This window comes from Lactiplantibacillus sp. ME-2 (assembly GCF_022549155.1).
Classification (GTDB): Bacteria; Bacillota; Bacilli; order Lactobacillales; family Lactobacillaceae; genus Lactiplantibacillus; species Lactiplantibacillus plantarum.
Map to the genome: position 1 here is coordinate 24,319 of NZ_JAKZEQ010000028.1, position 23,654 is coordinate 47,972.

General features: G+C 44.7%; 29 protein-coding genes and 1 pseudogene. 18 read left to right on the plus strand and 12 right to left on the minus strand.

The features are described 5' to 3' along the window. Nucleotides 1-16: 16 nt before the first annotated feature. From fabF to MMY95_RS10720, 8 genes are read left to right on the plus strand one after another with little or no spacing between them, the layout of a single operon-like run. Complete coding sequence (gene fabF / locus MMY95_RS10685) at nucleotides 17-1,249, plus strand: beta-ketoacyl-ACP synthase II (protein ID WP_003644335.1); 1,233 nt, start codon at nucleotides 17-19, stop codon at nucleotides 1,247-1,249. Next, a complete protein-coding gene (locus tag MMY95_RS10690) occupies nucleotides 1,246-1,707 on the plus strand; it encodes an acetyl-CoA carboxylase biotin carboxyl carrier protein subunit (RefSeq protein ID WP_003645122.1) in 462 nt (153 codons plus the stop codon). Before fabF ends, MMY95_RS10690 begins: the two co-directional genes overlap by 4 nt. Then, nucleotides 1,707-2,120 carry a 3-hydroxyacyl-ACP dehydratase FabZ family protein gene (locus MMY95_RS10695; RefSeq protein WP_003645121.1) on the plus strand — a complete coding sequence of 138 codons (414 nt, stop codon included), beginning with the start codon at nucleotides 1,707-1,709 and terminating at the stop codon, nucleotides 2,118-2,120. Before MMY95_RS10690 ends, MMY95_RS10695 begins: the two co-directional genes overlap by 1 nt. A 14-nt stretch (nucleotides 2,121-2,134) precedes the next feature. Further along, nucleotides 2,135-3,523 carry an acetyl-CoA carboxylase biotin carboxylase subunit gene (locus MMY95_RS10700; protein ID WP_003645120.1) on the plus strand — a complete coding sequence of 463 codons (1,389 nt, stop codon included), beginning with the start codon at nucleotides 2,135-2,137 and terminating at the stop codon, nucleotides 3,521-3,523. Beyond that, the gene (locus MMY95_RS10705) at nucleotides 3,492-4,334 is read left to right on the plus strand and encodes an acetyl-CoA carboxylase carboxyltransferase subunit beta (RefSeq protein ID WP_003645119.1); all 843 of its coding nucleotides are present in this window, start codon (nucleotides 3,492-3,494) and stop codon (nucleotides 4,332-4,334) included. Before MMY95_RS10700 ends, MMY95_RS10705 begins: the two co-directional genes overlap by 32 nt. After that, nucleotides 4,327-5,097 (plus strand): carboxyltransferase subunit alpha, encoded by a 771-nt coding sequence (gene accA, locus MMY95_RS10710; RefSeq protein ID WP_003645118.1) that lies wholly within the window; start codon nucleotides 4,327-4,329, stop codon nucleotides 5,095-5,097. The genes MMY95_RS10705 and accA overlap by 8 nt, the downstream gene beginning before the upstream one ends. 20 nt (nucleotides 5,098-5,117) lie before the next feature. Next, nucleotides 5,118-5,876 (plus strand): enoyl-ACP reductase FabI, encoded by a 759-nt coding sequence (gene fabI / locus MMY95_RS10715; protein ID WP_003645117.1) that lies wholly within the window; start codon nucleotides 5,118-5,120, stop codon nucleotides 5,874-5,876. Then, entirely contained in the window at nucleotides 5,876-6,427 is a 552-nt protein-coding gene (locus MMY95_RS10720) for a 4'-phosphopantetheinyl transferase superfamily protein (RefSeq protein WP_003645116.1), read from the plus strand. Before fabI ends, MMY95_RS10720 begins: the two co-directional genes overlap by 1 nt. 193 nt (nucleotides 6,428-6,620) lie before the next feature. Here the strand turns inward: MMY95_RS10720 and MMY95_RS10725 are convergent, their stop codons facing one another. After that, complete coding sequence (locus tag MMY95_RS10725; protein ID WP_087509765.1) at nucleotides 6,621-7,346, minus strand: DUF554 domain-containing protein; 726 nt, start codon at nucleotides 7,344-7,346, stop codon at nucleotides 6,621-6,623. 126 nt (nucleotides 7,347-7,472) lie between these two features. On the opposite strand from MMY95_RS10725, the gene MMY95_RS10730 reads away from it, so the two are divergent. From MMY95_RS10730 to rsgA, 3 genes are all read left to right on the plus strand, one after another. After that, complete coding sequence (locus MMY95_RS10730; protein ID WP_003645114.1) at nucleotides 7,473-8,360, plus strand: LysR family transcriptional regulator; 888 nt, start codon at nucleotides 7,473-7,475, stop codon at nucleotides 8,358-8,360. A 205-nt stretch (nucleotides 8,361-8,565) separates the two neighbouring features. Beyond that, nucleotides 8,566-9,066, plus strand: coding sequence for an acyl-CoA thioesterase (locus MMY95_RS10735; protein WP_003645113.1), 501 nt, complete (start codon nucleotides 8,566-8,568; stop codon nucleotides 9,064-9,066). A gap of 264 nt (nucleotides 9,067-9,330) precedes the next feature. Then, complete coding sequence (gene rsgA, locus MMY95_RS10740) at nucleotides 9,331-10,389, plus strand: ribosome small subunit-dependent GTPase A (RefSeq protein WP_045351295.1); 1,059 nt, start codon at nucleotides 9,331-9,333, stop codon at nucleotides 10,387-10,389. A gap of 60 nt (nucleotides 10,390-10,449) precedes the next feature. Here the strand turns inward: rsgA and MMY95_RS10745 are convergent, their stop codons facing one another. Beyond that, a complete protein-coding gene (locus MMY95_RS10745; protein WP_045351297.1) occupies nucleotides 10,450-11,001 on the minus strand; it encodes a TetR/AcrR family transcriptional regulator in 552 nt (183 codons plus the stop codon). Between the two features lie 89 nt (nucleotides 11,002-11,090). On the opposite strand from MMY95_RS10745, the gene MMY95_RS10750 reads away from it, so the two are divergent. Both MMY95_RS10750 and MMY95_RS10755 read left to right on the plus strand, forming a co-directional pair. Then, nucleotides 11,091-12,794 (plus strand): MFS transporter, encoded by a 1,704-nt coding sequence (locus MMY95_RS10750; RefSeq protein WP_027821427.1) that lies wholly within the window; start codon nucleotides 11,091-11,093, stop codon nucleotides 12,792-12,794. Between the two features lie 160 nt (nucleotides 12,795-12,954). Continuing rightward, nucleotides 12,955-13,821: an SPFH domain-containing protein gene (locus MMY95_RS10755; protein WP_011101510.1), complete on the plus strand. Its 867-nt coding sequence runs from the start codon at nucleotides 12,955-12,957 to the stop codon at nucleotides 13,819-13,821. 201 nt (nucleotides 13,822-14,022) lie between these two features. Here the strand turns inward: MMY95_RS10755 and MMY95_RS10760 are convergent, their stop codons facing one another. Further along, on the minus strand, nucleotides 14,023-14,361 hold the full coding sequence (locus MMY95_RS10760) for a hypothetical protein (protein ID WP_045351301.1): 339 nt from the start codon (nucleotides 14,359-14,361) through the stop codon (nucleotides 14,023-14,025). Nucleotides 14,362-14,489: 128 nt separating this feature from the next. Further along, nucleotides 14,490-14,690 (minus strand): hypothetical protein, encoded by a 201-nt coding sequence (locus MMY95_RS10765; protein ID WP_003645107.1) that lies wholly within the window; start codon nucleotides 14,688-14,690, stop codon nucleotides 14,490-14,492. Between the two features lie 332 nt (nucleotides 14,691-15,022). Between MMY95_RS10765 and MMY95_RS10770 the strand changes: the two genes are divergently transcribed. Next, nucleotides 15,023-16,195: a cyclopropane-fatty-acyl-phospholipid synthase family protein gene (locus MMY95_RS10770; protein ID WP_003640436.1), complete on the plus strand. Its 1,173-nt coding sequence runs from the start codon at nucleotides 15,023-15,025 to the stop codon at nucleotides 16,193-16,195. A gap of 247 nt (nucleotides 16,196-16,442) precedes the next feature. Further along, entirely contained in the window at nucleotides 16,443-17,048 is a 606-nt protein-coding gene (locus MMY95_RS10775; protein ID WP_045351306.1) for a lytic polysaccharide monooxygenase, read from the plus strand. Between the two features lie 374 nt (nucleotides 17,049-17,422). Here the strand turns inward: MMY95_RS10775 and MMY95_RS10780 are convergent, their stop codons facing one another. Further along, on the minus strand, nucleotides 17,423-17,704 hold the full coding sequence (locus tag MMY95_RS10780) for an antibiotic biosynthesis monooxygenase (protein WP_015825545.1): 282 nt from the start codon (nucleotides 17,702-17,704) through the stop codon (nucleotides 17,423-17,425). A gap of 389 nt (nucleotides 17,705-18,093) precedes the next feature. Here MMY95_RS10780 and MMY95_RS10785 point away from each other — a divergent pair, with 389 nt between their 5' ends. After that, nucleotides 18,094-18,342, plus strand: a complete 249-nt coding sequence (locus tag MMY95_RS10785; protein WP_003640439.1) for a hypothetical protein — start codon at nucleotides 18,094-18,096, stop codon at nucleotides 18,340-18,342. 144 nt (nucleotides 18,343-18,486) lie between these two features. Here MMY95_RS10785 and MMY95_RS10790 read toward each other — a convergent pair. The 4 genes and pseudogenes from MMY95_RS10790 to MMY95_RS10805 all read right to left on the minus strand — a co-directional run bounded on the left by MMY95_RS10790 (nucleotide 18,487) and on the right by MMY95_RS10805 (nucleotide 21,019). After that, nucleotides 18,487-18,967: pseudogene (locus MMY95_RS10790) on the minus strand (TspO/MBR family protein). Nucleotides 18,968-18,994: 27 nt separating this feature from the next. Further along, complete coding sequence (locus MMY95_RS10795) at nucleotides 18,995-19,453, minus strand: universal stress protein (RefSeq protein ID WP_003644345.1); 459 nt, start codon at nucleotides 19,451-19,453, stop codon at nucleotides 18,995-18,997. A gap of 157 nt (nucleotides 19,454-19,610) precedes the next feature. Beyond that, nucleotides 19,611-19,976: a DUF805 domain-containing protein gene (locus tag MMY95_RS10800; protein ID WP_003640442.1), complete on the minus strand. Its 366-nt coding sequence runs from the start codon at nucleotides 19,974-19,976 to the stop codon at nucleotides 19,611-19,613. A 146-nt stretch (nucleotides 19,977-20,122) separates the two neighbouring features. After that, nucleotides 20,123-21,019: a diacylglycerol kinase family protein gene (locus MMY95_RS10805; RefSeq protein WP_202861360.1), complete on the minus strand. Its 897-nt coding sequence runs from the start codon at nucleotides 21,017-21,019 to the stop codon at nucleotides 20,123-20,125. Between the two features lie 211 nt (nucleotides 21,020-21,230). Here MMY95_RS10805 and MMY95_RS10810 point away from each other — a divergent pair, with 211 nt between their 5' ends. Together MMY95_RS10810 and MMY95_RS10815 are read left to right on the plus strand one after the other, a co-directional pair. Next, on the plus strand, nucleotides 21,231-21,479 hold the full coding sequence (locus MMY95_RS10810; protein WP_053267271.1) for a hypothetical protein: 249 nt from the start codon (nucleotides 21,231-21,233) through the stop codon (nucleotides 21,477-21,479). Between the two features lie 206 nt (nucleotides 21,480-21,685). Continuing rightward, nucleotides 21,686-21,952 (plus strand): GlsB/YeaQ/YmgE family stress response membrane protein, encoded by a 267-nt coding sequence (locus MMY95_RS10815; protein WP_241277640.1) that lies wholly within the window; start codon nucleotides 21,686-21,688, stop codon nucleotides 21,950-21,952. A gap of 211 nt (nucleotides 21,953-22,163) precedes the next feature. On the opposite strand, the gene MMY95_RS10820 is transcribed toward MMY95_RS10815, so the two are convergent. The 3 genes from MMY95_RS10820 to MMY95_RS10830 all read right to left on the minus strand — a co-directional run. Then, nucleotides 22,164-22,385, minus strand: a complete 222-nt coding sequence (locus MMY95_RS10820) for a CsbD family protein (protein ID WP_003640447.1) — start codon at nucleotides 22,383-22,385, stop codon at nucleotides 22,164-22,166. Between the two features lie 77 nt (nucleotides 22,386-22,462). Then, nucleotides 22,463-22,729, minus strand: coding sequence for a hypothetical protein (locus tag MMY95_RS10825; protein WP_003640448.1), 267 nt, complete (start codon nucleotides 22,727-22,729; stop codon nucleotides 22,463-22,465). 183 nt (nucleotides 22,730-22,912) lie between these two features. Beyond that, the coding region (locus tag MMY95_RS10830) for a C69 family dipeptidase (RefSeq protein WP_241277641.1) at nucleotides 22,913-23,654 on the minus strand (742 nt) is incomplete at its 5' end.

The following is a 23,654-nucleotide window of genomic DNA, read 5'->3' on the forward strand; positions in this document are numbered from 1 at the left end:
TATGGGAGGTTATCCAATGACAGAACGAGTAGTTGTGACTGGAATGGGTGCGGTGACGCCCCTCGGTAATAGTGTTGATGAATTTTTAACGGGGTTATTCGCGGGACAAGTTGGGATTAAGCCCATCACGAAGTTTGACGCGACGCCCACTGGGATTACAGTTGCCGGTGAGGTTAAGGATTTTCAGCCAGAAGAACGAATTGAAAAGAAATTAGCGAAAAGATTGGATTTATTTTCCGTTTATGGTCTATACAGTGCAAGTGAAGCGATGGCGCAAGCCGGACTAAATGAAGCAAATATTGATCCAGAACGATTAGGCGTTATTTATGGTTCGGGTATCGGTGGTTTAACGACGATTGAAGCGCAAGTGATCAAGATGCACGACAAGAGTCCCAAACGAGTTTCACCGTTATTCGTCCCTAATTCAATCATCAACATGGTTGTTGGTAATATCGCGATGCAATTTAACGCACAGAATACCAGTCAAGCGATTGTGACCGCGTGTGCGTCGGCGACGAATGCCATCGGCGATGCGTTTGAATATTTGCGTCAAGGAAAGGCAGATGTGATCATCACGGGTGGTTCAGAAGCTTCCGTCAACGAAATCGGTATTGCAGGGTTTGCGTCCCTGACTGCGTTGTCGAAAGCCACTGACCCAACGTTGGCTTCATTACCGTTTGATCGTCAACGCAATGGGTTTGTGATGGGTGAAGGGGGTGCGACGTTAGTCTTAGAAACGTTGGCCCATGCCCAAGCCCGAGGCGCCCAGATTCTTGGTGAAGTCGTGGGTTACGGAACGACTAGCGATGCTTATCATATGACAGCCCCCCGACCGGATGGTGCTGGTGCCAAACGTGCAATGCAACAAGCCGTTGCGGAAGCCGGCATTCAGCCGCGTGATGTGGATTACATCAATGCTCATGGAACAGCCACACATGCGAATGATAGTGCCGAAGCTCAAGCAATTAGCGCGTTGTTTGGTCAAGATGTACAAGTCAGCAGTACTAAAGGAATGACGGGGCACTTATTAGGCGCTGCGGGTGCAATTGAAGCTGTTGCAACGATTGGTGCTCTGCAAGCGGGTCAGTTACCTGCGAATATTGGTTGTACGGACCAAGATCCTGAGTGTCCAGTCAATTTAGTAACGCCAGCAACTCAACATCAAGCCGCAACCTATGCTTTGAGTAATTCATTTGGTTTTGGGGGCCATAATGCCGTGGTTGCCTTTAAGAAGTGGGTGAATGTATGAGTATGACGGATACGGAAGCGATGACCGCCCTGATCAATCAGTTTAATCAATCCAGCGCTCAAGTCATGGACGTCAAGACGACAACCTTTGAACTGCATTTGAATAAACAAGCTGAAACTGCTGAGACAAATTCAGCGCGTTCACAGCCGGCAGTGACCGACTCTACGGTACCAGTGGTCAAACCGACGACTGAAGTGGCGACTCAATCGGGAACAACGATGGTCACGGCGCCCCTAGTTGGGGTGGCTTACTTAGCTGCCGACCCGAAACAGGCGCCGTTTGTTCAGGTGGGTGATCGTGTCAAGTCAGGGGAAACCTTGTGTGTAATCGAAGCGATGAAAATGATCAACGAAGTCCCTAGCCCAGTTAGTGGGATCGTTAAAGAAGTTTTAATTAAGAATGCAACTATGGTTGAATTTGATGAACCATTGTTTGCAATTGAGGAGACGACCGTTTAATGGAAGTTACGGATTTAATTCCCCAACGGTTTCCGCTGCAATTATTAGACCGTATCATAGCGGTCCAACCAGGTGTCAGCGCAACAGCGGAAAAATTAGTCACGATTAATGAATGGTTTTTTCAGAGTCCGACACTGACCGGAAGAACGATGATTCGGCCAGTATTATTAGAAATTTTGGCTCAAACGGGAGTTGTGGCTTTACTATCGATGCCGGAGCATCATGGTAATAACGTCTTTTTTGGCGGAATTCGGCAGGCTGATTTTAAGACGGATGTGCGCCCAGGTGACCGGTTAGAAGCGATGGTAACGTTAACTAAGTTGCGTCGTCAAATCGGAACAGGCCATGGCGTGATTACCTGTGCTGGTCGTGAGGTTGTTAGTGCTGATTTAACCTTTGTAATGCAAGCCTGAAGGAGGTATGGCGATTGTTTAAAAAAGTCTTAGTCGCGAACCGTGGTGAAATTGCGGTCCAAGTTATTCGCGCGCTTCATGAGATGGGGATTAAAGCGGTCGCTGTCTATTCAGTGGCTGATCAGGAGAGCTTATTTGTACATCTGGCTGATGAGGCGGTCTGTATTGGGGCGAGTCCCGTCAACCAGTCATATTTGAATATGCAAGCAATTATTAGCGCTGCTAATTTGACCGGGTGTCAGGCGATTCATCCAGGCTACGGCTTTTTATCTGAGAATGCGGAATTTGCAAAAATGTGTGCGGATTGTCAGTTAACGTTTATTGGACCGCGTCCTGAGGTGATTGACCAGATGGGTGACAAAGAAAATGCCCGGCAGACCATGCAACGATTAGGCGTACCCGTGATTCCCGGCAGTCCATCGGTGCTTAAGGATGTTGAGGCGGCTATGCAAGCTGCCCATACCTTAGGTTACCCAGTTATGATCAAAGCCGCTGCTGGGGGTGGCGGTAAAGGGATTCGCGCTGTTAGCAATGATCAAGATTTAGCGAAGGCCTTTCGAACAGCTCAGCAGGAAGCTCAAGCTTCATACGATGATCATCGGTTGTACTTAGAAAAAATCATTGCCCCGGCGAAGCATATCGAAGTGCAGGTCTTAGCCGATCAACAGGGGCATGTTATTTATCTACCAGAGCGCGATTGTTCGCTACAACGGAATCATCAAAAAGTGTTAGAGGAAAGTCCATGTGCGGTCATCACGACTGCTGAACGGACCAAATTGGGACAATTAGTGGCTAACGCAACCAAAAAGTTGGGTTATACAAATACGGGTACCTATGAGTTTTTAATGGATCAGCAGCATCATTTTTATTTTTTGGAAATGAATACGCGGTTGCAAGTTGAACATACGGTTACTGAAATGGTAACGGGTATTGAATTGATTAAAGCGCAAGTACAAATTGCAGCTGGTATACCATTAAAAATTAAACAGGCGGATGTGAAAATTCATGGTGTTGCCATGGAGTGTCGCTTGAATGCGGAGGATCCGTACCACGATTTTCGACCGCAACCTGGAAAAATCACCCGGTTGATCTACCCAATGGGGACACTGGGAGTCCGGATTGATGCTGGTGTGGTGACTGGTAGCATGATTGCACCGTTTTACGACTCGATGATTGCAAAAATCATTGTTCACGGTATTAATCGGAAGATGGTCAGTCGCAAGATGCATCGTTGTTTATTGGAATTGACCATCGATGGGGTTCAAACGAACCGGACCTTCTTAGCAGGATTAGTTGCAGATTCGACTGTTAGCCGTGGTACCTATACCACAGCTTATATCGAACAAGACTTTTTGAAAGGATGGTTAAGTGATGCCCAAGCGCAAGTTTCAAGCACCCACTGAACGGCAGTTAGCTGTTCGACGGGATAATATCCCAGACGCGTTATTGACGCGCTGTCCAGTTTGTCATGAAGATTGTTATACCCAAGATCTCGGTGAATTCAAGGTATGTCCCCATTGTGATTATGGGTTTCGCTTGCCTGCTTGGCAACGTGTTCAACAATTGACGGCGAGTTTTGAAGAGCGGGATGCGGACCTAAGTGCGCCCGTCAGTTTTGATGACCCTGCATATTTAGAAAAGTTGCAGCGTGCCAAAGCAGCCTCACACTTGAATGAGAGCGTATTGACTGGTATTGGGACGTTAGCGACTTATCAATTTGGCTTAGGTGTCATGGAAACTAAATTTATGATGGGGAGTTTGGGGGCGGCAACCGGTGAGAAAATTACGCGATTATTTGAAACTTGTACGACCCAAAAACTTCCCGTTGTGATGGTTACTGCTTCTGGCGGGGCGCGTATGCAAGAAGGCGCTCGTGCATTGATGCAAATGGCTAAGGTGTCCACGGCGGTTGCAAATCACCGAAAAGCTGGACTGTTGTATATTACAATTTTAACTGATCCAACCACTGGTGGTGTCACGGCTAGTTTTGCGATGCAGGGTGACATTATGTTGAGCGAGCCACGAGCGCTCATTGGATTCGCGGGTCGGCGAGTCATTGAACAAACCATTCAACAGACACCACCTGCGGATTTTCAACGGGCGGAAACCTTATTAGCCAATGGATGGTTAGATCAAATTGTACCCCGACCAGCCTTACGGAAAACACTACAACGATTATTAACAATCACTCAGGGAGGTCATCAGGATGTCTAAAGTAACGGCCTATGAACAAGTTCAAGCAGCCCGTGATGCTAGTAAGATTAGCATTCAAACGTTGATTGATGGCTTGACAGAGGATTTTTTTGATTGTCATGGTGATCGTCAACGGGCGGATGATCCAGCTGTAATCGCCGGCTTAGCAACAATTGCTCAACGGCCCGTCACCATTATTGGTATTCAGAAGGGTCAAAATTTGGCCGAGAATCAAGCTCGGCATTTTGGCTGTGCGACGCCTAGCGGTTATCGAAAAGCATTGCGGTTAATGCGGCAAGCAGAACAATTACGGCAGCCGGTCGTGACCTTAATCAACACGCCGGGTGCCTATCCGGGTGTTGATGCGGAATATGAGGGACAAGGACGAGCAATTGCTGACTGTTTGTTAGCAGGATTACAATTGCGAGTACCATTTTTGAGTTTGATTGTTGGTGAAGGTGGCAGTGGTGGTGCATTAGCCTTAGCATGTGGTGATCAAGTCTGGATGTTGGCGAATAGTACTTACTCGGTGTTATCACCTGAAGGCTATGCCACTATTTTATGGAAAGAATCGCAACGTGCTGCTGAAGCTGCGGAAAAAATGCGCTTGACGCCGACAGAATTATTGGCAGATGGGATTATCGATCGGATTATTCCTGAAGTAGCAACCGCAGCAGATTGTCAACCGCTGAAAACAGCCATTGACGAGACGTTAACTGCTTTAACAGCAAAGTCGGTGGCGGAACTGGTTACGCAACGCCAAGCCCGTTATCGGCAATTTTAAATAAGTGAGGAATGATAAGTATGGATGGAATTTTATCGGGTAAGACCATTGTGGTCATGGGTGTGGCCAATCAGCGCAGTATTGCCTGGGGGTGTACCGAGGCATTAATTGCACAGGGGGCCCAGGTTATCTTGACTTACCAAAATGACCGTTTGAAGCAAAGCTTACAACGGTTTGTTGCGCCAGATGTGCCGTTAATTGCCTGTGATGTTGCTGATGATGACAATGTTGAGCGGGCATTTGCAAGCATTAAACAACAGTATGGTGCCATCGATGGGATTATCCATGCGATTGCTTATGCGGATAAAGCAACCTTAGAAGGTGATTTTGTGAATACCACGAAAGCTGGATATGATTTGGCACAAAATATTAGTGCGTATTCGCTGATTGCAGTTGCCCGAGCAGCTCGGCCAATGCTGAAACCAGGAGCCAGTCTCGTAACGTTGACGTATTTTGGATCAGAGCGAGCCGTACCAAATTATAATATGATGGGGGTTGCTAAGGCCGCGTTGGAAGCAAATGTGCGTTACTTGGCACGTGACCTTGGACCACAACAAGTCCGCGTGAATGCAATTTCAGCCGGAGCAGTCAAAACGTTGGCGGTAACGGGTATTCATGAGCATCAGCAATTATTAAAATTATCTCGCAGTATGACAGTTGATGGAGAACCGGTAAAAACGCGTGAGATCGGCAACGTGGCTGCCTTTTTATTAAGCAATCTATCGACTGGAATGACCGGGGACGTGGTATACGTGGATAAAGGGGTCCACTTAAGTTAATGCCAATCACTCAAGTTGTCTTTAAACGGCAGTGGCTTCAGATGCCGGTCGATGTTTCTAAAAAAATGCGGCGGGTCACTCAGCGAACCGTGAGTCGCCAATTAATTCAGCAAGTGTTATCGGTACCATTAGCTTATCATCGATTGGGCCAGCCGTATTTTCCAAGTCATCCTCGATTAGGTGTTAGTGTTAGTCACACGCACCAGTTAGTGATGGTGGCGGTCGGTCCGGGACCTTTGGGGATCGATGTTGAACAGGTCCGTCCATATGATGTAACTGCCATTCGGCGAGCCTTTACATCGGCGGAATGGCAGCTATTACAGGCTTTATCGGTGCAAGATCGTTATCGGTTAGGGTGGCAACTTTGGACGGCTAAAGAAGCGGTATTAAAGTTAGTGGGCTGCGGCTTGACCCATGCGCCCCGCCGTGTCGAGGTTCTTGATTTACAACGTGGACTAGCGTGCTATCAAACACAGTTATACCAGTTGACGCCGTTAGAATTGCCTGCGACCCACGAGGGATTTTTGGCTCGTCCCTTGTCGGTTGGCTGATTGGAGCGCATGGTTGGTATTAACTTTAGTACGCTCTTTTTTAAGTTTAGTGAACAATGGCCACTGGATTTTATTATCGGCCAACTGGTTGACCTGCTAGTGCAAGCCTTCTACGTGCTGACTAAAAGCAGTTCTGAGCAAGCCATAATTGTGGGCTCAGAACTGCTTTTTAATTTATCCTTCAATAATTTATCTATAATAATGGCAATGCAAAATTCATCCATAACCATGAAATCGGCATGATAACGACCATCATCGGAATCATATCGGCGGTCGGAAACATCTTGACGGCAATAATGCGAAAGCCGCTGGCAACCATTAAAATACCACCGACCGCTTTGAAATCTAGAATCATGTCAGGAGTGGTCAAGGGAAAGACTAGGTGAGCGACTAAGAATAAAGCAGTCAGGATGATTAGTTGGGGAACAGCAATTAAGGAAACAACTAACCCTAAGTTAGTACCGAAAATTACCGCAGCAAAGAAGTCCAGAATTGATTTGGAAATCAAAATTGTGGCGTCGCCGTTCATCCCTTCAGTTAAAGTCCCATAAATACCAGTTCCACTGGCACAAAATAATACGATTACCGTGACCATTGTCTGTTCAAAGGCCTGTTTCTCAAAAGTTGCTGGTGCTTTGACAAACCGTGAAATGAAACGTTGCATCGCGGCAGCGCCGTGATTGATTGCAGTTCCCAAATGGCAAAGCAATCCAATACCTGTTCCGATAATAACGGCAAAGATGACCGCCGCTAGATTTTTTAATGGTGCAATCGCGTAAATCCCCATACACATGGAACAGATCCCAAAGGACATATTCAGCCCATCTTTTAAACGTTGTGACATTCGTTTGCCGGTCAATGCGCCCACAATACCCCCGAAAAAGATCGCACACACGTTAGTAATAATTCCAATTGGCACGCAAGCCCTCCTCAATATTTAATTGATAAAAACAACAGCTATTAGTTTAGAGCTTGTTTCGGATAAGAACAATTCTGAATATGTGGTAAACTATTCTAAATAGGAATAGTTAGAAGAGGGTTAATTATGGAAACACGGAAATTGGCAGTGTTTGTTGACCTTGCCACGACCCAGAACTATAGTCGCAGTGCTGAACGCATGTTTTTGTCACAGTCGACCATTTCAAAATACATTATGGCTTTAGAGCGCGATTGGCAGGTCCAATTATTTGAACGTGCGCATCGGCAAGTCACGTTAACACGGGTTGGGCAACAATTATTGCCACGGGCCCAAGCAATTCTGCGCGAAGAGCGTCAGCTACAACAAGTTCTGGCCGCTAATACCGCTCATAATGCGCAGTCGCTGGTTGTTCAGGGACTACCATCTTTAGCACAATACCAGGCTTTTCATATTATCACGGCATTTACGAAGCGGTATCCGGAAGTGAAATTACAATTTAGTGAGGCGAGTGTCGATCGGTTAGCGCATGCACTGGATCATACGAATGTCGACATTGTATTTACACGGATTTTCGGGGATCAACCCAATAATTATGACGTTTTATTGAATGAGACCGATCAGTTTGTGGTCCTTGTTCCGAAAGACGATCCGTTGGCGCAACAAGCTGAGATTAGTCTGTCGATGCTGGCACATGAATCAATTTTATTATTGAAAGATACCATCGGTGAAGATAACCCGTTGTTTTCGGCATTTCAAAAAATGCATACGCCACAGATGGTTTATGATGGTCAACGAATTGATCTCATTTTAGAAATGCTGAATCAGGGTGATGGTGTCTCGGTTGTCATGGCGCGGTCATTTGATCTCACTGGTTTTGACAACATTAAAGCCATTCCACTGACGCCTACTATTCGCAGTCAGATGGCTTTCATGAAGCGTCCAGATAATCACGCTGCCGTGGTTGCTAAATTTTGGGCGTTTGCGACGAAGTATAGCCAATCACTTTCAGATTAATTGTGGCGGCTGATCACATTCTAACGATGTGTCTTGAATCGGAATCAAAGCCGACGATGACATAAGGATAAAAGCAGTCGGTTTCGGTGGTCGTAGCAGGAAGGACGTGTCCGAACAACAATCGAGCTAGCTAGTCTGTTTTAATCACATTGTAGGTCGTTTGCAGTGATATAAATAAAATAATTAAAGATGACGGGGTGCAGACATGGAACCAATTCATATTTCACAGACTTTATCAATTAGCAATCACCGTGTGTTTTCAGCTGATTTGAATGAGCACGACACGGTTTTCGGCGGAAAAATCTTGGCGACTATCGATGATAATTCATCGATTGCCGCATCGCGAGTGGCTCGAATTGAGACGGTGACCGTGTCAGTCGATCAGGTCAATTTTTTATTGCCGTTTCGGTTACAAGACTCAATGTGTGCGGAATCTTACGTTTCGGGCGTTGGTCACCGCTCAATCGAGGTATTTACTAAAATCATTGGTGAACACTTGAAGACCGGCGAACGGTTTTTGGGATTGACCTGCTTTTCAACGTTCGTGGTGACGGACCGTAATATTGAATTACCACTGTTAGTCGCTGATAAACCAGAATACACGTTTGTTGCTCAGGGCTATCAAGAGCGGCAGGCCGCCCGGTTAGCCAAACTAAAGCGCCAGCAAGACTTTAATGCGCACATTAGCGTTGAATTGCCGTGGTGAATCGCTTTAAATTGACAATTTTGGTGAGACTTGTTAAATTGTAATTATCAAATATAGGAGGGGTGTTTTATGTCGGGCATTCGTTAGGGTGTTGTTGAGCGAAAAAAGTGGGTTGGACCCGCTTAGTTTCGTGTACCCTAATGTGACGAATAGCCTGGCAGATAGACATGCCGGACGGTTTTTGCGCACAGTTGGGATAAGACTGGGCGCATTTTTAATTCGCAGAGCGTTAGGGTAAGTCACTTTGCGAAAGGATTATAAAAATTGACAATTAATTTAATTAAATATGGATTGACGACGGCGGTTCAAGCCGACTTGACTAAGGAAAACGGTCAAATACTTGGCCGGATTATCGGCCAACATCGTGATTGGTACCAAGTCATCACGACGGCTGGGGAACGTTCAGCACAAGTTACGGGAAAACTGGCTTATGAAGCGGCCAGTCCCGCGGCATTTCCGGCGGTTGGGGATTGGGTGTGCCTATCTTCATCCGCTGATAATCAGGCGCAGATTGAAGCAATCGCGCCACGGCAGAGTGTCTTGGCGCGCGGTGCCGTGAACCGCCAAGACGGCCAAATCATTGCGACAAATATTAATACCATCTTTATCTGCATGTCATTGAACGCGGATTTTAATGTGCGGCGGTTAGAACGTTACCTGACGATTGCGTGGGATAGCGGTGCACTTCCGGTCATTGTCTTAACCAAGGCGGATGTCTGCACGGATCTAGCCACTAAGTTACGGGCTGTGGCGGATGTCAGTGTCGGCGTACCAACGATCGCTTGTTCGGCCGAAACGGGTCAGGGTTTGGATGAATTGCAACCATACCTAACGACTGGTCAAACGGTGGCCTTCGTGGGCTCTTCGGGTGTCGGTAAGTCGACTTTGATTAACCGATTGTTGGGCCAGGATATCTTGGCGACGAAATCGATTCGTACAGATGATGACAAAGGGCGGCACACAACGACGAGTCGGCAATTAATACCGCTACCAACGGGCGCCTGTGTCATTGATACACCAGGAATGCGTGAGTTACAAATCTTCATGGGTGATTTAAATCAAACTTTCGCGGAAATTGCCGCATTGGCGACACAGTGTAAGTTTAATGATTGTACCCATACTAGCGAGCCTGGTTGTGCGGTACGGGCAGCAGTTGAGGTGGGCACGGTAACGTCTGAACGGTTACAAAGCTATCAAAAATTACAACGTGAAATGAGCTATCAAGGACTCAATTCACGCCAGTTGGAGCAGGCTAAAATTCAGCGGATGTTCGGTGGCAAACAAGCGATGAAGCGTGTTAAACAACGTTACCATCGCGACTGAGTTGATAAGTAAATTAAAGAAGCTACTAAACGGGATGTCGGCAACGGCACCCCGTTTTATTTAGGACCTACTTTCGTTATCGCGTAGAGTGAACCGAGTGACCTGTTGAGCGAGATAGGCCGGTGTTTCAACCATCCCATTCTGTTGCCAATGAACGAGCATATTGATGACCGCACCAGAAAAATAAGCCGTGTAGTACGGTTGGCGAAGCGCGGTATTGCTTGAACCGATAATACGGTCTTGTTTAATGAGTAATGCAAAGACGGCTTCGAAACTTTGAATAAAAATCTGGTTTTTTTCGTTTTTGATCAATAACGCATTTGTCGCTGCCATTTGTTGCATGAGAGTGAAATATTGAGTCATCAATACCTGCAATTTAACCTTTGATTGTCGCGGTAATTGGCGCAGATATTGAAGGATAGTCTGTTTTTGATAGGCCAAAATAATCTGATCGAAGTTGGCGAAATTACGGTAAAAATAGGTGCGAGAAACCTGAGCGTGCTGACAAAGTTCTGTGATTGAAATACGACTGAGTGGTTTTTGCGACATAAGCTGTAGTAAGGCCGCATAAACCGCAGTTAAATTTTGGCGTTTTCGTGTTTGTGGGTTCATTGGTTACAACATCTCCTTTTTTGTAACGTAAGTATTTATTTATGACCATTTTACCAGATATACTCCCATTAACTTAACGGGAGGCGATTATGATGAAAAAATCGACGAAAGTAATTGCAATGATGATGATTGGCATTTTTCTATGTATGCTTGATACGACGGTTATGAATATTGCGTTGCCAGCAATTCAGACGGGACTAAATACTGATTTGACGCACCTGTCGTGGGCACTGAATATTTACACCGTCCTGTTTGCTAGTCTGGCGATTCCACTCGGTCGGTTAGCGGATGTCTGGGGACGTGGGCGGATGTACTTGATTGGACTCGGGCTCTTTGGTATTGGTTCACTAACTTCTGGATTGAGTCTCAGTGTCGGGCTGCTGATTACTGGCCGAGCGATTCAAAGTATTGGTGCGGCCATCGTCTTCCCGGCTAGTATGACGATTGGTATTCAGAGTGTTGCACTCAGCAGGCGCACGGGGGTCATTGCAAGCTTGGGCGTGATGCAAGGGCTAGCCGCAGCGTTAGGACCAACCATTGGTGGTGCGGTCACTCAATTTTGGGGGTGGCGGGGAATTTTCCTGATTAACGTGCCTTTAGTTGCCGTCGCGTTGTGTGGTTGCATCGCCTGGCTATCATGGCGGCACCCTAGTCATGGTCAAGTAAAACTAGACCTCGGTGGGAGTGCCTTAGTGATGACGACCTTATTGGCATTGACGTTGGTCCTGGTTAAAGGTAATGACTGGGGATGGACGAGTCGCGTAGTCCTGAGCCTGGGCGTCACTAGTGCGCTAACATTGATTGCCTTTGTCTGGATGGAGGCCCACGTCTCAGCGCCGATGGTCCCATTAGCCCTATTTAAAGACCGACAGTTTAACGGTGCGGCGTTAGCGACCGTATTATCAGGGGTCTTTATGGTGGGACTATTAGTCTTGATGCCGAGTTTCTTCACGAAAGTTCAAAGTAAGACGGAATTGATGGCGGCGATTATGATTACGCCCGCTTCAATGATGATTTTTATTTTTTCACCAATCAGTGGTTTCTTGTTAGCAAAGCTTGGTGCGCGGCGCGTGATCTTTAGTGGTAGTCTCGCAATGGCTACGGGTTATGGGGTACTTAGCCTGATGAGTCCTAGTCAGTACTGGCAGTTTGCATTGGCGGCGTTACTGGTTGGTGCGGGCTACGGCACGATTATTGGGCCAATTACGGTATTAGCGGCCGGTGATTTTACCGGTGAGTTACTGACAGCGTCACAAAGTGTGATTGGCGTGTTTCGGCAAATTGGCACATCGTTGGCCGTAGCCATTTTTGTGTCAGCTTTAGCCGCTAATTTGACAACGGCTAAGACACAGATACGAACGTATGCAACGACGACGGTCACTACTTTATCAATTCCTAAGCAAGCCAAACGTGATACGTTACGCGTGGTTGACCACCAATTAGCAACTGAGCAAACCGCGCAAATGGTCCACGAGCCAATCACGGCGGCTAAGGCCCGCCGGTTGGTTGCTGCCAATTATATGCAAGTGTTAAAAGCACGGTCATTGCAGTCCGCTCCAGTGCGTATCAAAGCTCAAATTCATCAGCTGGTGGCCCAAAAGGTTCACAGTCAAGTTAAACATACTAACCAGCGAATAAGGACTGCTGCATCAGCGATTAAGGCCAAAACCAAAATTGAGTTAACTGCTGCGTTTATGCGCCCCTACCAAGTCGCTTGGCCATTCACGCTATTGCTAGTGATGACGACCTGGTGTTTTGCGGGACGGGAGCGGAAAAGTGGCAAGCCGAGTTAAGTCACGTTGATGGGGATGGACTTCACGCACGTTTGAATAGCTGAGCCGGGAGGGCCGCGAAGGCGATCGCCATCACTGACTTTGGAACTTGCCATCGAACTTAGCTTTGCGAGCATGTGAGGCGCTTATGCTATAATAAGGGCCAAAGGGGGTAGTCTTGATGAAAGAAAAACAAGTGTTTCATATCAATGGCTATATTGGTCTAGTGTTAGCGATCGCATTTGTGTTAGTTGGCGGTTGGCTGGTTTGGGCCGGTGCGACTGGCGATCATTTTGCGAGTATCTTTTTGGGCGCATTGCTAATTATTATTGCGGCCTTTGGGGCTAGTTCGCTAACAATTGTGGGCCCCAACGAGGCGCGCGTGTTAACATTTTTTGGTAAGTATATCGGGACAATTCGTGATTCAGGGCTGTTTATGACCGTTCCGTTAACCAGTAAGTTTTCCATTTCACTGCGGGTCCGCAACTTTAACAGTGCCATTTTAAAAGTTAATGACCTCCGGGGAAATCCCGTGGAAATTGCGGCCGTTATCGTGTTTAAAGTTGTTGATACCAGTATGGCACTCTTTGCAGTGGATGATTATGAACAATTTGTTGAGATTCAAAGTGAATCAGCGGTGCGGCACGTGGCCTCTGAATATCCATATGATACGTTTGATGACGACAAGAAGATTACGCTGCGGAGTAATCCAACCGAAGTTTCTGACCGGTTAACGGAAGAGCTTCAAGAACGGCTAAATGTTGCGGGGGTCGAGATCGTTGAGACACGCTTAACGCATCTCGCATACGCGACTGAAATCGCCAGTGCGATGTTACAACGCCAACAATCTTCGGCAATTCTATCTGCTCGCAAGGTCATCGTGGAAGGGGCCGTTTCAATTACGGAAGACACGATCGCCCGTTTAGAGAAAGATACGGGGATGCAGCTATCAGACGATAAGAAACTGCAACTGATCAATAACATGATGGTCACCATTATTTCGGAGCGGGGTACTCAGCCAATTGTGAATACTTCGGAAGTCAAGTAGGAACGTTGTTACAACAACAATCAAAGTTGTAGCAGTAATATAAAAGGCGCTCATTTGCTGAGCGCCTTTTATACTACAGTTAAGTTCAAACAGTAACGAAAATTGACATCATGACCCGCTAATCTTTCAAAAAGATGCTCTTTTGGGGATGCCTGCAATGGGTCAAATCGTAGCTGGAACACTCTTTATGAATTGCTAGGTTTACTTTCCAATAGCGCTCATGGCAATTAGGCCATACCAACCGTGGGCAAACATTTTATTTGTAGAAGTTGTTAAGTTGGCAATTAACTGATCTTGTTCAGATGAGAAATGGTATTTTTTAGCGACAGCCATCACTTGAAGTTGACCGATTAATTCATTGATTGCGTCGGGTATTTGTTGATAACGCTTAGTAACTGAATCTGGTTGGTTGATAGTTGCGTAGGCTTGGCTAATTAATTTTCTGATTTCAACTTTTTCAATTGGAACTGAAGTGTTTAGCTGTTCTAAAAGCTGATTAACAGTTGTTAAACGCGCTAATTTCTGTTGCTGTTTCATCATTGAATCCCCCAGTGTAGTGTTTAGTTTGAATAAATGAATTAGTTATAAATGATATAGACTTCACGTTACTACTATATAGGCTAACATACAAATGAATACTGTACTGCATCAGCAATTTAGTTTTTATGTTAATTTAGTTGTCCGTTTAGATAGGCTTTGCCAATAATAATAATTAACCCTATTATGATTAATAATAAACTAACATAATTAAGTGGACGACTTTTGCTCTGATAGTGAGTGAACCAGCCATACTTGATCCGGGTGTTAAAGACATTGATGATGAGGCCAATGCCAGTGATGAGGCCGCCAATTGCGATAATGAAATCCATTTGTAATACCTCCATTTAGTTTAAGCAATTTAGATGTAATGACTGCAGTAAATATTGATGCTGAACAATCTCGATATTTGGCAACAGACCTTAGTTTTTGGTATTTAAAAAATAGGTCATTCTGAATTTAATATCAGTAGTTTAAGATTATCAATATAAATATTATGAACAGCATAATTTTAAGTATAAATAAAACTGGCAATCATTGCTATTATTAGAAATACCGTTGGCTGTTCAACACAGGTTCAGTGAAATAAAGACAATCAATCTTCCAGAAAATCAAATTCAGGTATATAATGTTTCATACACAAAACATTATATAGGAGACTGTTATGTTAGACAAAATCATTTATAAAAACTTATTTAGTAAAGCGTTCGATATTACTATTGAAGTCACTTATTGGGATGGGCAAATTGAACGGTATGGTACCGGCATGCCAGCTGTTAAAGTTCGATTAAATAAAGAAATCCCAATTAAGCTATTAACTAATCAGCCAACATTGGTTTTAGGTGAAGCATACATGAATGGGGATATTGAAGTAGACGGGAGCATTCAGGAATTAATTGCCTCTGCTTACCGCCAAAAAGACAGTTTTTTGACACATAATTCATTTTTGAAACACTTGCCAAAAATATCACATTCCGAAAAAAGCAGCACAAAAGATATTCAAAGTCATTATGATATCGGCAATGATTTTTATAAACTATGGTTAGATGATACCATGACCTACTCTTGTGCGTACTTTGAACATGACGATGATACTTTAAAACAGGCACAACTCAATAAAGTGAGACATATTTTAAATAAGCTGGCAACCCAGCCTGGTAAAAGATTATTGGATGTTGGGAGTGGTTGGGGAACATTATTATTTATGGCCGCGGATGAGTTTGGGTTAGATGCAACGGGTATTACTTTAAGTCAAGAACAGTATGATTATACACAAGCGCAAATCAAGCAACGTCATTTGGAGGAAAAAGTGCATGTGCAGTTAAAGGACTATCGAGAAGTCACTGGCCAATTTGATTATGTCACCTCGGTAGGTATGTTTGAACATGTTGGTAAAGAAAATCTAGGGTTGTACTTTAATAAAATTCAAGCGTTCTTAGTTCCAGGAGGCCGAGCTTTAATTCATGGCATTACAGGTCAACATGAAGGTGCCGGCGTTGATCCATTTATTAACCAATATATTTTCCCAGGGGGCTATATCCCAAATGTTGCTGAGAATCTCAAACATATTATGGCTGCTAAGTTACAATTTTCAGACATTGAACCCTTGCGGCGCCATTACCAAAAGACGTTAGAAATCTGGTATCACAATTATCAGCAGGTCGAACAACAGGTCGTCAAGAATTATGGGGAACGATTTGACCGCATGTGGCAATTATATTTACAGGCATGTGCAGCTGCTTTTGAGGCCGGAAATATCGATGTTATTCAATATCTATTAGTGAAAGCGCCGAGTGGAACTGGCCTTCCGATGACTCGCCATTATATTTATGATTGATCTTGTCGGTTCTGCGGTAGTCGTATCGAAATATAGCTCCACAATAAACATGTAGTTTCATTGATCCCTCATAAAAACATGAGGGATTTTTTATTATGGATCTGGAATGATAGACAAGGGCAACCATTCCAGACTTGTTCAGTATTAGGCTGGAATCGATAGGCATAGAAAAGATTTCGGGCCTCTGTGCATCTTGGTGGCTATCATGTTGTCAGGGCATTATAGTGACAATTGAGGAGGGGATCTTATGTTGAGCACCAAGAAGAATCATGTATTACGGTACTTATTTATTATAGTTGGTATGATGATCGCGTTTTTAGGTTGTGGCGTGATTCAAGTTTCAGCACATGGCTTTGTGACGAACCCGGGTGGCAGAGCTTATCTGGGGAGTACTTGGTATCCAGGTGGGCCTTTGAATACCAATATTGGTTCGGTTATGTATGAACCACAGAGTATTGAAGCGCCCCAAAATACATTTATTGATGGCAAAATTGCCAGTGCCGGTATTGCTAACTTTGCACCACTGGACGAGCAAAATGCCAAACGGTGGTATAAGACACCTGTGAAGGTCGGCAATCTTAGTGTGACTTGGCAGTTAACTGCTCGTCATAAAACTAGTACTTGGGATTACTATATTACCAAGCCTGGCTGGAATCCAAACGCACCACTTAAGTTTAGTGATTTCAAGAAGATAGCTAGTTATAATGACAATGGTGCCATCCCTAGTGAATTTGTAACCCATCAAGTCAATATTTCTGCTAATGAAAAAGGCTATCAAGTGTTACTCAGTGTTTGGAATATAGCGGATACTGGTAATGCGTTCTATCAAGTCTCAGATATTGACGTACAGTAATTAGATGAGGCCTAAATTTACTTTGAGGTGATTTTAGACTATAAAAGTTGTCTTTGAGATATCGTAAAGGTCTTACTGGCGTTTATTGGCTAGTAAGACCTTTTTAAATGTGCTTTAAGGATTCATAGAAGCGAATGGCGATGACCGGTCTTTACTGATTAGTGAAGTACAGGTTGCTATTGTAAATTAGTGGTAATAATTAAGCGGATGCCGGGAATCGGATTTGCGATTACAGCTTGGCAGCTGGCATTTTAGCATTAAGGGGTACGCGCATGAGCATCCTCTCAATGCAAGTTAGCTGAACAAAGGTGGCTCAAATTTGTGATTCAATAGGTGACTGTCAGTTGCGCTCATGTGACTACAGTACCAAGTCGCTAGTGATCCATCCGGGTAATTTCAGGCTCAGTTATCAGATACTCGTTGATATGGGCGAGAAAGTTTTGAAAGTGCGGCGTTTCATTGTGAAAATTAACGGCGGCTTGGTCTTGCCAGTGCTCAATAATCTCGTAGTCACTGTTATGATCCAGTTGCTTGAAGTGGCCGTAGAAACCGTTGCCGGGTTCTTGTGAAGAATTGACCACTAGTTCATGAATAAAGGCTTCATATTGAGTGGTTAACTCGGGTTTGACGTGTAGTGCGACATTAATGACTTTCATTGAATACTCCCCCTGTTGTTCGTGCTTGTAGACTGACCGCCACTCGGTGGTGAACTTTAAAATTGCAAAATTCGTTAAGTGACTAAAGGTCACCACCATACTACAGTAATCATACAAAAAGAATATTCTGATTATATCGTACGAGACCAGGATTGTACAATGAAAACAGGTATCAATTATGCAACTGCATCTGATTAATTACTCATTTATCAAGGCCGATTGGTGCGGGCGAAAATTTAAACGAATTAGGCGGTATATCGGGGTATCAGTGACCTGTACGATTATCATTTTTTAGTAATAATAACCAGCAGATGTATATTTATGGATTTGTCATTCAAGACGCGGTATATTAACAATGTTAAATACTAATTCCTAGGGGGTGGACAATAATGAGTAAAGTTTATACGGATGTGTTCAACATCAAGCATACGGATTGTACGGTAGTCGATACCATTAACGAATTTAGTCGAATTTTTATTATCCAGGATAAACACGGCTCACGGTTTACGTGTCTCAAAGATGATGCCCGCCCAGCTAAAAAGGGTAGTGGCCATTGGACGAGTGCCAGTCCGGAAGATGCGCCACAAGATTACGCTGTGCCGTATCGTTCAAGAAAACGGCAACGTAGAACGCTTTAAATAGTTGATTGGTAATCAGTGCCGATACACGGGGCCCTGGCGGTGACAACACCAGTTAAGCCGCGTTAAAACTTTAATACAATAAGATAACGGTCCCATCAGTAACAATGACTGATGGGACCGTTATTTGATTTGCGATTATATTTAATTTAATAATGCGACGCCTAATGTCAAATAAGTTGCAAAACAGATCCAGACCAAGTAGGGGACCATCAAAATTGCGGCTAGCCGACTACTAGAACTGTAATATGCAAAGTAAGACGACTAAATCAAGCACAATGATAATGACTAAGCCCCACCAATAAGCCGACTGGCTGAAAAAGATGATGCTCCAAATAAAGTTTAGTAACAGCTGGATACCAAACAGGGTGGCGTCCATGAGGCGGTCACGGTGTGTCGTAGCCTGCTGGAAAACTAAGTAACCAGCAATCGCAATCAGCGCATATAGGATCGGCCAAACGATGCCAAAGAGGCCATCTGGTGGTGATAGTACTGGCAAGTTGAGCCCATTGTAAACGGCCTTAATGTCTCCCGCGAGCCATGCCGACAGACTACCGATTGCTTCGACGACCACAATGAAAATGAGCAGATGAAGCCAATTGAATTTAGGGCGTTCTTTGATCATTGATTTTTCCTTCCTTCTATTAGTCGTCTAATCAGGGTCGTCAATTGTGTTAATGACTGTCACGTTGACTTCCGCTTTTTGTACGACGTACGCGGTTGTTGATCCTAGCAAAATTCGAGAAACCGCGTTGGTGCCGGATTTGCCCATGACGATTAGATCAATTGCATATTTTTTGGGAATATCAGTTGCAATGCTAGCTTTTGGTGAACTATTAACTTGAATTGGTAGGGATTCGACTTGTGCTGCCGAAGCCATTTGCTGACCACGATCCAGAATGTCCTGACTATTATCTTTTGCGACTTTTAGAAGGTTTGTATATAGCGTTCCCCCGTAAGCTGCAGGACTATACGCATTCAGGCGTGTAATATCAATAACATTGACCAGAAATAATTTAGATTTAAACGTCTGGGCTAGTTTGACCGCGTGTTTTAAAGCCATGTAGGCATTATCAGAGCCATCAAGCGGGACTAGAATATTTTGATACATCCTCAGGACCTCCTAAATGAAATGATGTTATTTATTATATTAATGATAACATTCACATAATTAGTGCGTCTATTAATATGATTAACTGCCAGCGCTCAGTCACAAAAGGCGCAACCATTATGGGCCGCTTAGCCAATAAAAGTTGCGCCTAGTTAAATTATTGCCAACGATTTGAGCGTGACGGCAACACCATTAAGATGAAGAACCAAATGGTCCCAATTATTGGAACTAAGTCAATTAAAATCCACCATGCAGTGTGATCACTGTCATGCAATCGCCGAAACTTCAACGAGAGTGTTCCTAACCAAACGATTAATGCGATGAGTTTACTCATCGTATTAACACTCAGATCGCTCCAATTGTAAATATCCTCGATGGGGTGTCCCATAATCATCTGAATAATTGCAATGATAATACCACCAAGAATGTAGTTAATGATAACGGGCCACCAGTACTCAGAGCGTGTTGCTGTACCCGAAAAGTTTAAAAGATTGTCCCAAAATTTGCGATAAGCAGATGCCATCGTAATCCCCCCAATAAAGTTATGATGTGAACATTATTATTTTTTCCCTGTGTTAATTGGGATTAATTAATAACTATGTTTAACTATAATCAAAAAGTTAATAGTACGCAATCAATATGTTGATTATATTAATAAAAAATACGTCGTTATTCGATGACTGCTGGTACGATCAATTCGAAGCGGTCCGTCAAATAGGTCAATTCAATTGGTAGTTTAACCGCTGGGTCGCCGTCAATACGTGTCGTCACGGCTTGACCAGTTGCACTCGTAATTCGTGCACTGGTTGCCGTTAGCTGTGTAATGGCCTTGGAGTTTTGCAAGTTCCCCGTTAGTGCGAACCAAAAATATGGAATTACTTGCCGCCAGCCAATGTTGTTAAGTAGACTAATATGCATTTTTCCTGGAGCAGACGCGCTATAGACGCGTCCACCGACTGATTTGGTCGTTGTAATCAAACAGAACCATGTTTTTAAGGTGTGGCTTCCTTCGTGTTTGAATTGATATCGAATTGGCAGTGACTTATTGTGACCAATATGGCGAATAGCACGGTAAAGATAGCTTAATTTACCGAATCGCTGCTTCTCAGATTGTCGAACTTCATTGGAAATGTCAGCCAAATTACCGAATGTCAGTGAACTCACGACTGCCCGGCGTTGATTACAAACTAGCATGCCGACTGCTTGGGTTGCCGGCTGAGTACAAATTAGTTCGATGGCCGCTTGGGGGTCAGTTGGTAACTGGTAGCGGGTGGCAAAATTATTAACCGTTCCCATGGGAATAACGCCGATACGAATATGTGCTTCAGCTTGGATTAGGGCTGTCATTGCAACGTTCAGTGTGCCATCTCCACCAACAATAATTAGTGCTGACAGTTGAGGAAGCGTTTGCTTAATTAACGCAATTGCCCGGGGGATTCCTGGTGTTGTCAGTAATTGAGACTCAATGCCGTGGTTCGATAGCGCTTGCGCGGTTTGATGGGCGACGGTTGCCGCTTGCCCATTACCCGCTTGTCCGTTATAGAAAATGCCGTAAGTTGTTGCCATGACAATCACCTCTTGATTAAAAAATTAAGTTTATTCATCGCTTATTTAGTAAGCTTTTGATAGTCTCAGTATAGCTTGAACACTAGTTTGACTGGAAATGATATGCATCATTACTGAATTAGTCGGGTCAATGAGCATTTTGATTGCTCAATATAAATATTATAGTTATGATAATTTTAATCACACAATATCGGGATGGAGCGTGTTCACAATGGGATGGATAGGTGTTGCGATATTAGGACTAACAATAGGTATCGTTGCAAATGCGGTAGGCGCACATGGTCGGCGTCAAACGACAATTAATTTAATCGCAGGCTTATTCGGTGCACTTGGTGGCCAGCTGTCTTTTGGATGGTTCGGGCCAACAGTTGCTGGAATGACGTTGTTGCCAGTCGTGAGCGGGGCGATGATACTTATTGTGATCGGAACCGTTGCTGCCCAGGTGCTTCAGCCGCAGTAATTGTGATTAGGCATAAAAGGATTTGTTGAAGTAGCACTTGTTAGCGTTATCAAAAGATGGAGGTGTCCGTAATGGCTAAAATTAAACGACAGACCCCTGGTTTTTGGGGTAAATTGTCACTATTGATTGCAATTGGGCAATTAGGATTGACTGTGTTTCGAGAAGTGCGGCAGTTCAAACACCGCCGCTAAAAAGGGGATGACAGCATGCATTGGTTATGGGTAATGATTGTTGGCGCGGCGGTTGGTGCTTTTGCAGGTGCTATCATGAGCCCCAGTCAATCGCGGGGTTGGATCGGTCACATTATTGCTGGCGTTCTTGGGGCACTCATTGGTGAAGGTGTGCTGGGGCCGATGGGGCCTGAGTTAGCCGGAATGACTGTGATACCAGCCGCAATCGGTGCAATTGCCGTCGCTCTGATAATGATGTTCGTGGTTCAGTGGGCACGGGTTCGACGGTCAAAACACAATTGAACAGTGCCAATTGACAGCCTGGCTGTTACGCTCGGCATCAAAAAATGTTAAACATCACCCTAAACAGCCCCACAGGTGACTTCGAGGTACTAGCTTACTCGAAGTTGTTTTTGTGTGCGCCGATGGGGGCTCTCATTTGAAGTGGCGTAATCATAAAAAAACGGATGGTGATTTTGATCACCATCCGTTTGCGCCGTGCCCACGACAAATTTTAATCGTCAGATTTCTTCTTCATTTTATCCTTAGCTTCATCCACGACGCCCTTAACAGTTTCTTCTGCGTCAGCTAATTTGTCCTTAGCTTTGCCCATTAAGGATTGTGTTTTGCCCTGGGCTTCACGTGCACGGTCCCCGGTTACTTTACCTTCGACTTCTTTGGCCTTGCCGCTCAACTGGTCCTTCTTGCTATCGAACTTCTTGTTAACATCACTCATAAAAAGCGCCTCCTAATATAAGAATTAACCTTAGTTTGCGATAAGTGATGACAAAACGCAACCAATATGCACAATGCTCATAACCACTCGGTCAGAAAGGCAATCAGTAGGGCAGCAAAGTTGATCAGCCAAATTTGTTGTCGCTGGGGGAGCATGATTGTCGGATGATGTGTCAAAACGATCGTGTTCAACAAAACCATTAAAATAATCAGGGCGCTGAGCCCGTAATTTGTAGCGATCAACAGATGGTCGCTGGCAATGCCGGCCCAATGAGTCAGGGCAAAAATCAAGTTTAAAAAACACGCAATTAGGATACTATGGCGTAGATACTTTAACGTGGTCATCAATGGTAACCTCCCTTAGAAATAATCATGCTGATGGTTTCTAAGAAAAAATACACCATTGCCAGGTTAACGGCGTGCACCGAGTTTTATTTGGATAGTAACGGAACTAAGCGCATTTTGACCAGTCCGAAAGCCGCGCCACATCAATAATGGTTGCCCTCAAAAACGGATAGGGGGTGTGATTTATAGGTTTAAATCAGTATCGTAATTCAACGGTGACATATCGGTGCTTTTAGTAATCAGGTCAGCGGCGAGAGCTTGCATTGTGTTCAAGGCCTGGTCAGCGGCTTTTTGATTGGCTTTGGTCAGTGCCATAGCGAGTTCGTCGCCAGTCAAAGCGGCAACTTGCTGATCCGTGACAATAATGTGGTGACCAAGTTGAATCGCCAATTCCTTTTGTACTGTTTGTAATTCCCCGTGTAGTTCATGGTAGTGGGCGTCGACTAGGATACCGACGTGCTTGAAAATCCAGTATGCTGAGGTAGCATCGTATTTTTCTGTAGCAACTTGATAAGCTGCTGGAGTGGTCGTAGCACCGGCATAGAATGGAACGTAGACACTTTCAGCGGCTACACCCATCGCCAGCCAGTGAATCCCGCTCAGCGTGACGGGAAGGTCCGGTCGCAATTGTAAGACGTGTGATTCTTGCGTCTTGGCGAGACTGATGGGCCGATACTGATGTTTCTCCGTAGCAGTGCCCTGGCCGACGGGATCAAACGGTGTGCCTTGATAATGGGACGCTAAGTAGCCTTGGACTTGGTCAATATGAATTAAGCCATCCGCCCGTTGAATGAACGGTAAGTCAAACGACTCAGGCGTCTGGGTGACACTTGGTGTAAAGCATCTTTGACCATACCAAACGCGAGGCGTGTTGTAATATCGATCAGAAAGGTCGGCCGTACCGAAGACTTCCCGGAAATTCAGT

Bases quoted from the DNA above. Each gene is read 5' to 3' on its own strand.
- MMY95_RS10800 (WP_003640442.1), bottom strand. From the start codon at position 19,976: ATGGCATCTGCTTATCGCAAATTTTGGGACAATCTTTTAAACTTTTCG.
- MMY95_RS10795 (WP_003644345.1), bottom strand. From the start codon at position 19,453: ATGTATCAAAATATTCTAGTCCCGCTTGATGGCTCTGATAATGCCTAC.
- MMY95_RS10820 (WP_003640447.1), bottom strand. From the start codon at position 22,385: ATGAGTGATGTTAACAAGAAGTTCGATAGCAAGAAGGACCAGTTGAGC.
- MMY95_RS10735 (WP_003645113.1), top strand. From the start codon at position 8,566: ATGGAACCAATTCATATTTCACAGACTTTATCAATTAGCAATCACCGT.
- MMY95_RS10755 (WP_011101510.1), top strand. From the start codon at position 12,955: ATGAAAGAAAAACAAGTGTTTCATATCAATGGCTATATTGGTCTAGTG.
- MMY95_RS10815 (WP_241277640.1), top strand. From the start codon at position 21,686: ATGCATTGGTTATGGGTAATGATTGTTGGCGCGGCGGTTGGTGCTTTT.
- fabI (WP_003645117.1), top strand. From the start codon at position 5,118: ATGGATGGAATTTTATCGGGTAAGACCATTGTGGTCATGGGTGTGGCC.
- MMY95_RS10810 (WP_053267271.1), top strand. From the start codon at position 21,231: ATGGGATGGATAGGTGTTGCGATATTAGGACTAACAATAGGTATCGTT.
- MMY95_RS10805 (WP_202861360.1), bottom strand. From the start codon at position 21,019: ATGGCAACAACTTACGGCATTTTCTATAACGGACAAGCGGGTAATGGG.
- fabF (WP_003644335.1), top strand. From the start codon at position 17: ATGACAGAACGAGTAGTTGTGACTGGAATGGGTGCGGTGACGCCCCTC.
- MMY95_RS10785 (WP_003640439.1), top strand. From the start codon at position 18,094: ATGAGTAAAGTTTATACGGATGTGTTCAACATCAAGCATACGGATTGT.
- MMY95_RS10775 (WP_045351306.1), top strand. From the start codon at position 16,443: ATGTTGAGCACCAAGAAGAATCATGTATTACGGTACTTATTTATTATA.
- MMY95_RS10720 (WP_003645116.1), top strand. From the start codon at position 5,876: ATGCCAATCACTCAAGTTGTCTTTAAACGGCAGTGGCTTCAGATGCCG.
- MMY95_RS10770 (WP_003640436.1), top strand. From the start codon at position 15,023: ATGTTAGACAAAATCATTTATAAAAACTTATTTAGTAAAGCGTTCGAT.
- MMY95_RS10695 (WP_003645121.1), top strand. From the start codon at position 1,707: ATGGAAGTTACGGATTTAATTCCCCAACGGTTTCCGCTGCAATTATTA.
- MMY95_RS10760 (WP_045351301.1), bottom strand. From the start codon at position 14,361: ATGATGAAACAGCAACAGAAATTAGCGCGTTTAACAACTGTTAATCAG.
- accA (WP_003645118.1), top strand. From the start codon at position 4,327: ATGTCTAAAGTAACGGCCTATGAACAAGTTCAAGCAGCCCGTGATGCT.
- MMY95_RS10750 (WP_027821427.1), top strand. From the start codon at position 11,091: ATGATGAAAAAATCGACGAAAGTAATTGCAATGATGATGATTGGCATT.
- MMY95_RS10745 (WP_045351297.1), bottom strand. From the start codon at position 11,001: ATGAACCCACAAACACGAAAACGCCAAAATTTAACTGCGGTTTATGCG.
- MMY95_RS10765 (WP_003645107.1), bottom strand. From the start codon at position 14,690: ATGGATTTCATTATCGCAATTGGCGGCCTCATCACTGGCATTGGCCTC.
- MMY95_RS10825 (WP_003640448.1), bottom strand. From the start codon at position 22,729: ATGACCACGTTAAAGTATCTACGCCATAGTATCCTAATTGCGTGTTTT.
- MMY95_RS10705 (WP_003645119.1), top strand. From the start codon at position 3,492: ATGCCCAAGCGCAAGTTTCAAGCACCCACTGAACGGCAGTTAGCTGTT.
- MMY95_RS10780 (WP_015825545.1), bottom strand. From the start codon at position 17,704: ATGAAAGTCATTAATGTCGCACTACACGTCAAACCCGAGTTAACCACT.
- MMY95_RS10730 (WP_003645114.1), top strand. From the start codon at position 7,473: ATGGAAACACGGAAATTGGCAGTGTTTGTTGACCTTGCCACGACCCAG.
- MMY95_RS10690 (WP_003645122.1), top strand. From the start codon at position 1,246: ATGAGTATGACGGATACGGAAGCGATGACCGCCCTGATCAATCAGTTT.